The organism is Amphritea atlantica, from assembly GCF_900111095.1.
Classification (GTDB): Bacteria; Pseudomonadota; Gammaproteobacteria; order Pseudomonadales; family Balneatricaceae; genus Amphritea; species Amphritea atlantica.
The window spans coordinates 37,769-50,911 of sequence record NZ_FOGB01000019.1 but is presented as its reverse complement, the minus strand read 5'-3'; the positions used below and the strand labels follow the sequence as shown (position 1 = coordinate 50,911).

Sequence of the window (13,143 nt, the reverse complement as noted above, 5' to 3'; positions counted from 1 at the left end):
AAACTTAGCTTCTTTTTTGTAAAAAGCGCTATTTTTTATACAAATCAATAACAAACAGTATGGTCAGACCAGTTTGCAAATGGTGGTGCTGGCAACTTTTAAAGTGCCTGCCGGGGGTGGCGGTGCTTTATCTGTTGGTTTTGGTCGCGTTCATAAGCGTCCTTAAAATTAATAATTAAAGAGTCAGAATTGAGAAATTAATGGCTGGCGGAGATGGTCAGATGGCGTATCAGCGAGTGAAGCAACCCAAAATTTCGGATGTCATCATGGGGCAGCTGGAAGAGATGGTTCTGGAAGGCACCCTTAAACCCGGACAGAAGTTGCCTCCGGAGCGGGAACTGGCTAAGCAGTTTGAAGTGTCCCGTCCCTCATTAAGAGAAGCGATACAGAAATTGGCGGCGAAAGGGGTGCTGGTGAGCCGACAGGGGGGCGGGACCTATATCTCGGAAGATCTGGGCAAAGCATTCTCTGACCCGCTGCTGGAGCTGTTCAAAACCCATCCTGAGGCCCAGTATGATCTGCTGGAGTTTCGTCATGCGCTGGAGGGCGTGTCGGCATATTATGCGGCTCTGCGCAGCACTCCCGCCGATAAAGAGCATATCCGGGCCCGCTATGATGCCCTGCAGGGGTTTCATGACCGTAAGGAGTTCGATAAAGAGGTGTATGCAGATGTGGATTTTCATCTGGCAATCGCCGAAGCAACCCATAATATGGTATTGCTGCACATGATGAGAGCATTGTTCAGTTTGCTGCGTCAGCATATCTGGGAAAACCTGCAGGATATCTATCCGAAAAGCGATATTCGCGGAAAAATTCACCTCCAGCATTCTGTGCTGATGGAAGCGATCCTGGCAGGTGAGCCGGAAAAGGCCCGCAAAGCGGCCCATGATCATCTGGCTTATGTGGAAGATGCCCTGCTGGAGCAGGGGAAAGAGAATACCCGCCTTAAAAGAGCGTTGCGTCGGGCTGATGTAACAACGCTGTAATCTGTCTTATGTATAAAAACTACATTAATGGCTATTCATACCATCTATGTAGACATTAAATCTGTTTTTTTGTAGTATTACTACAAAATAAAAATGATAACAAAAAAAGGCAGGCCTGCTGCAGTGCAGCATGAAGCCTGTTGTTGAACTCATTAAGACATTTATAGCAGTGTCAGTGGGCAGGGCAAAGTGATAAAAATCTGTAAAATCATCGGCTTCTACTGAAATCGTTGTTTTTTTACCTGCTTTTTTACTGATAACTTCTATTCTTAACAGAGTTTACCTGACGCCGGGATGATTGGGATACCTGGTTTTGAGTGCAAGACAAGACAAGAATAGTGGAGAAAGGCAAAGTGCAAGAATATATCGACGATATTGATCCTATTGAAACCAGTGAGTGGATTGAAGCGCTTGAATCGGTAGCCAAACATGAAGGCGAAGAGCGTGCCCATTACTTGCTGAAAAAGCTGGGTGAAAAAGCTGCTGATATGGGCGTTAGCGCAGGTTCAACACTGACCACCCCATACCGCAACACTATTTCATCGAAAGATGAAGTCCGCATGCCGGGCGATCTGTTTATGGAACGCCGTATCCGTTCCTTTATCCGCTGGAACGCGATGGCGATGGTGATGCGCGCCAATGACAACTCTGACGGCCTTGGCGGTCATATCTCCAGCTTCTCCTCCTCTGCAACACTGTACGATATCGGTTTTAACTATTTCTTCCACGGCTCTGAAGGCGATCGCGAAGGTGATCTGGTGTTCTTCCAGGGGCATATCTCTCCTGGGATCTATTCCCGGGCCTATCTGGAAGGCCGTTTGACCGAAGAGCAGATGGATAACTTCCGTCGCGAAGTCGATGGTGTGGGCCTGTCATCCTATCCACACCCATGGCTGATGCCTGACTTCTGGCAGTTCCCAACTGTATCGATGGGTCTTGGCCCTATTCAGGCGATCTATCAGGCGCACGTAATGCGCTATCTGTCAGCCCGTTCCCTGATCAATCGTGGCGAGCGTAAAGTCTGGGCATTCCTGGGTGACGGTGAGTGTGACGAGCCTGAATCTCTGGGTGCGATCTCCCTGGCAGGCCGCGAGCAGCTGGAAAACCTGGTATTTGTGGTTAACTGTAACCTGCAGCGTCTGGATGGCCCTGTTCGTGGTAACGGTAAGATCGTTCAGGAACTGGAAGGTGTATTCCGCGGTGCTGGCTGGAATGTCATCAAGTGTCTGTGGGGCCGTCACTGGGATCCACTGTTTGAAAATGATGAAAAAGGTCTGCTGCAAAAGCGCATGGATGAGGTCTGTGACGGTGAGCTGCAGAACTACAAAGCCAACGGTGGTGCCTACACCCGTGAGCACTTCTTCGGTAAATACCCTGAACTGCTGGAGATGGTTAAGGATCTGTCAGACGATGACATCATGAACCTCAACCGCGGTGGCCACGATCCCTATAAGGTCTACGCAGCTTACCATGCAGCGATGAACCATAAGGGTCAGCCAACCGTTATTCTGGCGCAAACCGTTAAAGGTTACGGTACCGGCAAGTCGGGTCAGGCGAAGAACGACACCCACTCCATGAAGAAAGTGGCGATGGATGATCTGAAAGACTTCCGTGACCACCACAACATTCCGCTGACCGATGATCAGCTGAAAGAGGTTCCATACTACCGTCCATCTCCTGATTCTGCAGAGATGAAGTACATGATGGAGCGTCGTAATAAACTGGGCGGTGTTTATCCTACCCGTCGCAGCGACTTTGATGCCCTGGAAATTCCACCACTGGATACCTTCGCAGCACAGCTGAAAGACAGCGGTAAGCGCGAAATGTCCACCCAGATGGTGCTCAACCGGGTGATGAGCACACTGGTGAAAGATAAGAATATGGGCGAGCGGGTTGTACCGATCGTGCCGGATGAAGCCCGTACCTTTGGTATGGAAGGTATGTTCCGTCAACTGGGTATCTATACCTCAGCGGGGCAGCGCTACGTACCGCACGATTCTGACCAGATCATGTTCTACAAAGAGTCCAAGACCGGTCAGATTCTCGAAGAGGGTATCAACGAAGCCGGTGCTATGTCTGCATGGATGGCGTGTGCGACCTCATACAGCAACAACAACTGCACCATGGTGCCGTTCTACATCTACTACTCTATGTTCGGCTTCCAGCGGATCATGGATCTGGCCTGGGCGGCAGGTGATATGCAGGCCCGTGGCTTCCTGATCGGTGCTACCTCAGGTCGTACCACACTGAATGGTGAAGGTTTGCAACACCAGGATGGTCACTCTCACCTGATGGCGCAGATGATTCCAAACTGTGTCTCTTACGATCCGACCTTTGGTTACGAGCTGACCGTGATCGTACAGGACGGCCTGAAGCGGATGTTCCAGGACAAAGAGAACAAGTTCTACTACATCACCACCATGAACGAGAACTACGCTCACCCAGCCATGCCGGTTGGCGCTGAGGAAGGCATCGTCAAAGGGATGTATGTTCTGCAGGAAGGTAAAGACTCCGATAAGAAAGTACAGCTGATGGGTTGCGGTACGATTCTGCGTGAAGTGATTGCAGCGGCAGATATCCTGCGGGATGAGTTCGGTGTTGAATCCGATATCTGGAGCACCACCTCGATTAACGAACTGCGTCGCGATGCTCAGAGTGTTGCCCGCTGGAATATGCTGCACCCTGAAGAGGAAGCACGTACCTCATACCTGGCCGAGTGTCTGAATGGCCACGAAGGTCCGGTTATTGCCTCCACTGACTACATGCGAATCTATGCGGACCAGTTGCGTGAATATATCCCGCGCACATACAAAGTACTGGGTACCGATGGATTTGGTCGCTCCGATACCCGCGCGAAACTGCGTGAGTTCTTCGAAGTGAACCGTTACTACGTCACTGTTGCTGCGCTTACAGCTCTGGCTGAAGAGGGCAAGATTGAGCGTACTGTTGTAGCCAAAGCGATGCAGAAGTTTGGCATAAACCCGGAAAAACCAGCCCCCTGGACTGTGTAACCCGAAGCTGAACTTTTAAGAGAGGATAATAACGTGAGTACTGTAAACATTACGGTTCCTGATATTGGTGGTTACACAGACGTAGATATTGTTGAGATCTGTGTAGCGGTTGGTGACACTGTGGTTGAGGGCGATTCCCTGATCGTTCTGGAAACCGACAAGGCATCGATGGAGGTGCCATCTACCCACGCGGGTACGGTGAAAGAGATTCTGGTTGAAGCGGACGGTACCTGTAACGAAGGCCAGGCCATCGTGGTACTGGATACCGGTCTGGTGGTTGAAGAGGTTGCTCCGGTTGCTGAAGCTCCTGCGGCTGAGCCTGCACCTGCGGCAGAAACACCGGCACCAGCCGCAGCGCCTGCAGCCGCGAGTGCGGTTGAGAAAGTACTGGTGCCCGATCTGAGTGGTGCCACCGACGTTGATGTGGTTGAAGTCCTGGTGAAGGATGGTGACACCGTTGCGGAAGGTGATTCCCTGATCGTGCTGGAAACCGACAAAGCCTCAATGGAAGTACCTGCACCGAAAGCCGGTGTCGTGGTATCGATGAAGATCAAAGAGGGCGACACCACCAACGAAGGCGATCACCTGTGTGATCTGCAGATCGAAGGTGCTGCGCCTGCGGCCGCCGCGCCGGCACCTGCTGCCGAACCCGCTGCGACTGAAGCGCCTGCTCCTGTTGCGGCTGCGCCTGCCCCAACGGCGGGTGGCGTTGAAGATGTGCTGATTCCAGACCTGAGCGGAGCCACCGACGTTGATGTGGTTGAAGTGCTGGTTAAGGATGGCGACACCGTTGCCGAAGGCGATTCCCTGATCGTGCTGGAAACCGACAAAGCGTCGATGGAAGTGCCCGCCCCGAAAGCTGGTGTGGTTAAGTCCATGAAAATTAACGAGGGTGATCAGGTCAACGAAGGTCAGCTGCTGATGCAACTGGAAGTGGCAGGCGGAGCAGCGCCTGCACCGGCCGCCGCTGCGGCTCCAGCACCTGCGGCAGCATCTGCACCGGCTGCACCTGCACCTGCTCCGGCGAAAGCGGCAGCCCCTGCGCCTGCTGCAAGGGGCAGTGTTGATCGTGAAGCCCTGGAGAAGAAAAACAAGAACGTTCACGCAGGTCCGGCGGTTCGTGCCACGGCCCGTGAGTTCGGTGTTGATCTCTCTCTGGTCTCCGGTACAGGTCCACGTGGGCGTATCCTCAAAGAGGATGTTCAGGCCTACGTTAAAGGTGCCCTGAAACAGCTGGCCGAGAAACCGGCTGCTGCGGTGACTGGCGGTTCGGGTATTCCTGCAATTCCTGAAGTCGATTTCAGCCAGTTTGGTGAGATCGAAATGGAGAAGATGTCCAAGATCCACAAGCTGACGGCGGCCAACATGTCCCGCTGCTGGCTGAACATCCCCCATGTGACTCAGTTTGATAAAGCGGATATTACCGATCTGGAAGCGTTCCGTGCCGAGATGAAAGACGAAGCGGCCCGTAACGGAGTGAAGCTGACGCCGCTGCCATTCATGCTGAAAGCGATTGCGATCGCCCTGAAAGCGCATCCGAAGTTTAACGCTTCGCTGCATGCCGACGGTGAGCACATTGTTTACAAGAAGTATGTCAACATCGGTATGGCAGTTGATACTCCGAACGGCCTGATGGTTCCTGTTATTAAGGACGCAGACAAGAAGAGCATCTACGAGCTGTCGCTGGAAGCGGTTGAACTGGCGGGTAAAGCCAAAGATCGTAAGCTCAAGCCAACTGAGATGCAGGGCGCATGCTTCACCATCTCAAGCCTGGGCGGTATTGGCGGTACTGGCTTTACGCCAATCGTTAATGCCCCTGAAGTGGCCATTCTGGGTGTTTCCAAAGCGGATATCGAACCGCGCTGGAACGGTAAGGAGTTTGAACCACGTAAGATGTTGCCATTGTGCCTGTCTTACGATCACCGTGCGATTAACGGCAGTGATGCGGGTCGCTTCCTGACCTACCTCAACCAGCTGCTGAGCGATGTCCGTCGCATGGTTATGTAATCCGGATTTTTCCGTGATTACCTGAATTCCGGTTACCCAACGCCTTCGGGCGGCAGGTCACCGGAGGTTCGGTGGTAAAACACCGGGCCAGATACGGCAGTGTGCAGGCTGTCGTATCAACCTTATTTTTTATAGTTTCCATGGTTATTCTTGTACCCATGACTCGGGCCCCTACTCATCATTGAGCAGGGGCTTTTTTTTGACTCGCGATTGCGATATCGCCCCTGGTACCCAGAGGGCATGCCAAAGGGGCTCCTACGGGGTGGGAATGTGTTGTAGGAGCCCCTTCCAGGGGCGATGAGATTCTAAAGAAGAGTGTTTTACCACCGTACCCAAAGGGCATGCTAAGGACACAGAGGTCCACAGAGAAAGGCGTTCAAAATGAACCTGCCCGTTGCGCTTAGCATGCCGGGTACCAGCAGCAATGTTTTTATCGCCCCAGGTACCCAGAGGGCATGCTAAAGGAGCTCCTACAATGGGAAATCAGATATTGGCACCTTAGTAACAGGTGCTTTTAGTGGGAGATTTGAGGGAAAGATTTGTGGGAGGCGCGCCCCCGCGGCGATAAAACCATCAGCAGGTACAATTCAAAAGCTATCGCCGCGAGGTACCCAAAGGGCATATCAGCGCGCCTCCCACCAGAATTACATCTTCATACCTCCGCTCTCAGACTTCGGCTCTCAGGTCATCCTATGGTAATATCTCCGCCATAATATACCGCTCGGTTTGGTCGGGATAAATTTCGCAAATGCGGCATTAAGGCTGGTATCATTCTGACCAGATAAATTGCTGTAAAAGGGTACTCAGCACATGAAAGTTACTGTTTTTGGTATAGGTTATGTAGGTTTGGTTCAGGCGGCGGTCCTGGCTGAAGTCGGTCATGAGGTTTGCTGTGTTGACGTGGATGCGCAGAAGGTAGAAAACCTCAAAAATGGCATCATCCCGATCTATGAACCCGGCCTGACACCTCTGGTGCAGTCAAACTACGAAGCTGGTCGTCTGCTGTTCACCACCGATGCCAAAGAAGCCGTTGAGTTTGGTGAGCTTCAGTTTATCGCCGTGGGTACCCCCCCGGATGAGGATGGTTCTGCCGATCTTCAGTATGTTCAGGCCGTGGCAAAAACCATCGCCACTTATATGTCTGGGCCGCGCATCGTCATCGATAAGTCCACCGTGCCTGTGGGGACCGGTGATAAGGTCAAAGCAACCATCGCCGAAACCCTGGCGGCCCGTGGTGCTGAGCTGGAATATCATGTGGTCTCCAACCCTGAGTTCCTCAAAGAGGGGGCCGCGGTCAGTGACTGCATGCGTCCGGACCGGATTGTTATCGGGACCGACAGCGACCACGTTAAAGATGTGATGACCGAGCTTTATGCGCCCTTTAACCGCAACCACGACCGCATCATCTTTATGGATGTTCGCAGTGCCGAGCTGACTAAATATGCGGCCAACTGCATGCTGGCAACCAAAATCAGCTTTATGAACGAGATGGCCAATATTGCGGAGATGGTAGGGGCAGATATTGAGAATGTCCGCAACGGTATCGGCTCTGATGAACGGATCGGTTACCACTTTATCTATCCGGGCTGTGGTTATGGTGGTTCCTGCTTCCCGAAAGATGTTCAGGCGCTGGTGAAAACCTCTGAACAGATCGGTTACGATTCTAAAATTCTGAAAGCGGTTGAAGCGGTAAATGCGAAACAGAAAACCAAGCTGTTTGAGCTGATAAACCGTCACTTTAACGGTGATATCGCTGGCAAAACCGTTGCTCTCTGGGGGCTCTCGTTCAAACCGAAAACCGATGATATGCGCGAAGCGTCCAGCCGGGTGCTGATGCAGCTGCTCTGGGAAGCGGGTGCGAAAGTGCAGGCCTATGACCCGGAAGCGATGGAAGAAACCCAGCGTATCTTCGGTTCCCGCGCCGATCTGAATCTGATGGGCACCAAAGAAGCTGCCCTGAATGGCGCGGATATGCTGGTGATCTGTACCGAATGGCAAAGCTTCCGGGCACCGGATTTCGATCTGATCAAAGCGCAGCTGTCTGAACCGGTTATCTTCGATGGCCGTAACCTCTATGATCCGGTGCGTTTAGCAGACCGGGGCTTCAGCTACTATGCGATAGGCCGGGGGTTGTCTATTAAACAAGGCTAAAATCGGCACGAGGGCGTACCTCCTACAGAGTTTCACTTGCCTGTGTGGGAGCGACGCCCCCGTCGCGAAAAATCCTGACTTGTAGGAGCCGCTTCCAGCGGCGATAATTAGCCCATCTTAAATTCTTATCCTTCCGGGTTAACATCAATATGCAACTCACCTATCTCGTCACCGGCGCCGCCGGCTTTATCGGCAACTTTGTATCAGAGCGCCTCTGTCAGGCAGGGCATAAAGTGATCGGGCTGGATAACCTGAACGATTACTACGATCCTGCATTGAAAGAAGCCCGTCTGCAGCGTCTGGAGCAGTACCCAGAATTCAGCTTTGTAAAACTGGATCTGGCCGACCGCGAAGGGATGGCGAAGCTGTTTGCAGAGAGTGGTTTTGACCGGGTTATCCATCTGGCGGCTCAGGCCGGGGTGCGTTATTCACTGGAAAATCCATTTGCGTATGTTGATTCCAACCTGACCGGCATGATGACCATTCTGGAAGGTTGCCGTCAGAACAATGTAAAGCATCTGGTGTATGCTTCCTCCTCTTCGGTGTATGGCATGAATACCAAAATGCCGTTCTCCACCGCTGACGGTGTTGATCATCCTGTGTCACTGTATGCCGCCACGAAAAAGTCCAATGAACTGATGGCGCACAGTTATTCGCATCTCTACGGTATCCCCACCACCGGCCTGCGTTTCTTTACGGTTTACGGCCCCTGGGGACGCCCGGATATGGCACCGTTCCTGTTCACCAGCGCGATCCTCGAAGACCGTCCCATCAAAGTGTTCAACCACGGTAAGATGCTGCGCGACTTCACCTATGTGGATGATATCGTTGAAGGGGTAATCCGCATTCAGGATGTTATCCCTCAGGCGGATGAAAACAATCCAAGAACCAGCCCCGACAGCAGCAGTGCCCCCTACCGGGTATTCAATATCGGCAATAATGAACCGATCGAACTCAGCCGCTTTATCGAAGCGATTGAAAGCGCTGCCGGAAAAACAGCGAAAAAAGAGTACCTGCCGATGCAGCCAGGTGATGTACCCGCCACCTATGCTGATATCGACAGTTTGCAAAACGCCGTAGGATTCAAACCCAGCACCACCATCGAAGACGGCATGCAAAAGTTTGTGGAATGGTATAAAGGGTTTTACGGTTAAAGCCGAACGCTATGCTTGTCAGCGGACCTCAGACTCGCTCCTGTGTGGCAAGGACTTGTGGGAGGCGCGCCCCCGCGGCGATAAAACGCCGCGAGGTTTTATCGCTCCTACGGAGGAGAATGTGTTGTAGGAGCCCCGTCTCGGGGCGATAAGATTTTAAAGAAGAGCGTTTTACCACAGTACCCAAAGGGCATGCTAAGGACACAGAGGTCCACAGAGAAGAGCTTTTTAAATGAATTTACCCGGTGCGCTTAGCACGCCTTTTGGGTATCCGTGCGAGGTTTTATCGCCCCGGGACGGGGCTCCTACTGTGTGACAAGGACTTGTGGGAGGGACGCCCTCGTCGCGATAAATCTATCAGGTGGCACAATTTAAAAATAATCGCCGCGAGGTACCCAAAGGGCATACCAGCGCGCCTCCTACAATCTACGCATTTTAAGAACAAGGAATGTTCATATGATTAATATAAAACACCACGGCGCAACTACAGGCGTAACCGGCTCTTGCCATGAGCTTGTGTTAGATAACAACACCAGCGTGCTGATCGATTGCGGCATGTTTCAGGGCGCAGAGGCTTCAGGTGCTGAATCGGATAATCTCAAGCTCGACTTCCCTGTAACCAGCGTTAAAGCACTGTTTATCACCCATTGTCATATCGATCATGTCGGACGAATCCCTTCGCTGATGGCTGCAGGTTTTAACGGGCCTGTCTACGTATCCAAAGCGACGGCCCGGTTATTACCGTTAGTGCTGGAAGATGCACTGAAGATCGGTGTTACACGCAATACAACCTTAATCCGTCAGTTTCTTAATCTGTTGTCACAACAGATCCAGCCCGTAGAGTATAAACAGTGGTATCCGGTTGAATCGGTAGAGGGGCTGAGATTTCGCTTTAAGCCCGCTGGTCACATTCTGGGGTCCGCTTATATCGAGTTTGAGTGCAGCGTCGATGATAAAAAAGAGATTATCCTGTTCTCAGGGGATCTTGGCGCTCCCTATGCCCCGTTACTTCCTGCTCCGCAAGCACCCTGGCGCGCCGACCGGCTGATAATAGAAAGCACCTATGGCGACAAGCTTCATGAAAACCGGCGTAACCGGCGCAAACAGCTTGAGAATATTATCACCCATTGTCTGAAAGATGCGGGCACGGTGCTGATTCCGGCCTTCAGCATCGGCAGAACGCAGGAACTGCTCTACGAGCTGGAAGATATTATCCACCGGCAGAAAGGCTCTGCCTGGGAAAATATCGATGTGATCGTCGATTCGCCTCTGGCCGCTAAATTCACTCAGCATTATCGAGAACTGAGCACTCTCTGGGATGCTGAGGCAAAAACACGCAAGCAGCATGGGCGGCATCCACTGGCTTTTGAGCAACTGATCACAATAGATTCACATAGCCAGCACCTGAAGCTGGTGAACTACCTCAAAAGCAGTGGCCGACCAGCCATTGTCATCGCTGCCAGCGGCATGTGCGCGGGTGGACGGATCGTTAACTATCTTAAAGCACTTCTGCCAGACCCGCGGACGGAGGTGCTATTTGTCGGCTATCAGGCCAAAGGTACCCCCGGGCATGATATTCAGAAATATGGCCCAACTGGTGGCTATGTCCATCTTGATAACGAGAAGATCGATATCCGGGCAGGGGTGTATACCATCAGTGGTTATTCAGCCCATGCCGATCAAAAAGACCTGATTAATTTTGTTAAAAGGATGCGTTTCAAGCCCAAGGAGATCCGTATAGTCCATGGGGATAAAGAAGCGAAGCAGGTGTTGAAAGGGGAGTTAAAAAAGATCACACCAGAAACCGAAATCATTATTCCTTAATAGCGATGGTTTTATCGCCCGAAGGGGAAAACCAGATGTTGGCACCCTGTAGGAGCCCCGTCCCGCCGCGATAGGTTTTATCGCCCCGGGACGGGGCTCCTACGGAGTGTGATGTGTTGTAGGAGCGGCGTCCCGCCGCGATAGATTTTATCGCCCCTGGTACCCAGAGGGCATGCTAAAGGGGCCCCTACAGGCAAGAATTCATGTTCTTCCTGATCTCGGACAAGCGCAGCGCTCGGACTACGGACCTCGGCTTCTATGTCCCCGGCTCTTAAGATGAAGTGAGATCTGCCCTAAGGCTAAAATCACCACAAACGTGGCGGCATTGGCTGGTATCTGCAGATTAAAGTCGACTGTTGAATGAATCGCCAGGGCGATAATCGCCATGGTGGCGCTGAAAGCGAGGCCCCGCATCAGGGGATTGCGGCGTTTTATCTGCGCCCTGATAGCAGAGATAAACACCAGTAGAACAGCCAGCAGTAAACAACCGGTGACAACCACACCGTAATCACTGGCAAACTCAAAATAGTCGTTATGGGCATGGTCATAAAAGATGCTGCCGACATCATATTTCCGATAGGCGGGGAAGTTGGTGTAATAGGTTCCGGCACCGCTGCCGGTAAACAGGTTGTCCTGTATCGCTTGCAGAGTGTAAGTGTTTACTTCGTCTCGGGTTTCCGAATTTTCGGAGGTGTTCTCTAAACGCTCGACAACTTTATCTACCCCAAAAAATGTGCCGACCACAAAGATATCGATAATAATCAGGCTGCTGATCAGAATAATGGTCGCTTTGGTTGAACGGCGGCTGAGTATCAGGGCCAGAACACCGGCAATCGCCAGACTGGAAAAGAACGCGCTGTTGCCCATGCGGGAGTGGGTCATCACCAGCCCGGCCACCATCATCACCAGAATAATCCGCAGCCGGGCTTTATTACCCAGTAGTGTGGTCAGTGTCCGGCGAAAGAAATCACGCCAGTTTACCGAGCGCACGCCATCCAGCGTCGATATCATCATCCCTATGCCCACCGACAGCGTCAGTTCCAGATAGCCCGCCAGGTGGTTGCGGTTAACAAAGGTGCCGGTTGCCAGGCCCCGGTAATGTTCTTTTTCCACAAAAAACAGATATTCAACGCCTGTCAGGGTCATCATGCTGCCATAAACCGCCTGAAACAGCCCGCTGCCGACCAGTGCATAGCAGAGCAATCTGATGCGTCGCTTGCTGCGCACCAGCAGGGTGGTGAGGCAGAACAGGCCCACTAAGGCGCAACCCAGCAGGGCATCCTGCAGGGTGGTTGCGGCATCAATGGTGATATTAAGCAGCACCTGCAGCAAAGCCCATAAAGGGGCACATAGCAGTAGCGCAGCAACTGGCAGGCTGCTGAGAAAAGTGGGTGTCAGGTTGATGCGCTGACGGATAAATAACAGCAGCCAGATAATCGCGAGGGTAAATACGGCAAAGCAGAGCAGGCTGACAGCCCAGGGTTTATTGCTGCCCAGTGGCAGAGGAATCCACACCAGCAGGACCAGAAAACTATAAAACAGCGAGGTGTCTGGGGTGTCTGAAACGGAAGATCTGTGTGAAGCGGTAGAGCTGTTCAACGCCTGAGTCCTTGCAGCCGATAATCCTGAGTGCATTAGCTGATCTGTAAGCCGGTGATTCTACCGTAAATACAGCGTCAGGCTATAGAAACAGAAAAAACAGATAGAAAAAAGGTGCCTCTGAGTTTTCTCCGCGAAGTTTTATCGCTCCGGGGCGTGGTTCCTACGGAGGAGGATGTATTGTAGAAGCCTCTTTGGCATGCCCTCTGGGTACCAGGGGCGATAAGATTCTAAAGAAGAGCACGTCACCACAGAACCCAAAGGGCATGCTAAGGGCACAGAGAAGGGATTTTTGTAAGAGCTTTTTTTCAGAGCAAGAGCTGTTAACCACAGAGGACACAGAGGAACACAGAGAAGAGCTTTTGTTATAGCTATCTTTGCCTCGGTGTACTCTGTGTTCTCGGTGGTGAG

Annotated in this window: 7 protein-coding genes; 6 read left to right on the top strand and 1 reads right to left on the bottom strand. The window is 52.2% G+C overall.

Annotation, left to right across the window (positions count from 1 at the left end; translation table 11 throughout):
• Positions 1-221 precede the first annotated feature (221 nt).
• The 6 genes from pdhR to BMY09_RS20405 all read left to right on the top strand — a co-directional run bounded on the left by pdhR (position 222) and on the right by BMY09_RS20405 (position 11,133).
• Positions 222-986: a pyruvate dehydrogenase complex transcriptional repressor PdhR gene (gene pdhR / locus BMY09_RS20430; protein WP_091361961.1), complete on the top strand. Its 765-nt coding sequence runs from the start codon at positions 222-224 to the stop codon at positions 984-986.
• A 353-nt stretch (positions 987-1,339) separates the two neighbouring features.
• Positions 1,340-3,997 carry a pyruvate dehydrogenase (acetyl-transferring), homodimeric type gene (gene aceE, locus BMY09_RS20425; RefSeq protein ID WP_091361959.1) on the top strand — a complete coding sequence of 886 codons (2,658 nt, stop codon included), beginning with the start codon at positions 1,340-1,342 and terminating at the stop codon, positions 3,995-3,997.
• A gap of 33 nt (positions 3,998-4,030) precedes the next feature.
• Complete coding sequence (aceF, locus tag BMY09_RS20420) at positions 4,031-6,004, top strand: dihydrolipoyllysine-residue acetyltransferase (protein WP_091361934.1); 1,974 nt, start codon at positions 4,031-4,033, stop codon at positions 6,002-6,004.
• An 810-nt stretch (positions 6,005-6,814) separates the two neighbouring features.
• Complete coding sequence (locus BMY09_RS20415; protein ID WP_091361933.1) at positions 6,815-8,155, top strand: UDP-glucose dehydrogenase family protein; 1,341 nt, start codon at positions 6,815-6,817, stop codon at positions 8,153-8,155.
• Positions 8,156-8,304: 149 nt separating this feature from the next.
• Positions 8,305-9,309 carry an NAD-dependent epimerase gene (locus BMY09_RS20410; protein ID WP_091361931.1) on the top strand — a complete coding sequence of 335 codons (1,005 nt, stop codon included), beginning with the start codon at positions 8,305-8,307 and terminating at the stop codon, positions 9,307-9,309.
• A gap of 456 nt (positions 9,310-9,765) precedes the next feature.
• Positions 9,766-11,133, top strand: a complete 1,368-nt coding sequence (locus tag BMY09_RS20405; protein ID WP_175483613.1) for an MBL fold metallo-hydrolase RNA specificity domain-containing protein — start codon at positions 9,766-9,768, stop codon at positions 11,131-11,133.
• 240 nt (positions 11,134-11,373) lie between these two features.
• On the opposite strand, the gene BMY09_RS20400 is transcribed toward BMY09_RS20405, so the two are convergent.
• Positions 11,374-12,732 carry an O-antigen ligase family protein gene (locus BMY09_RS20400; RefSeq protein WP_245756644.1) on the bottom strand — a complete coding sequence of 453 codons (1,359 nt, stop codon included), beginning with the start codon at positions 12,730-12,732 and terminating at the stop codon, positions 11,374-11,376.
• Between the last annotated feature and the right edge of the window lie 411 nt (positions 12,733-13,143).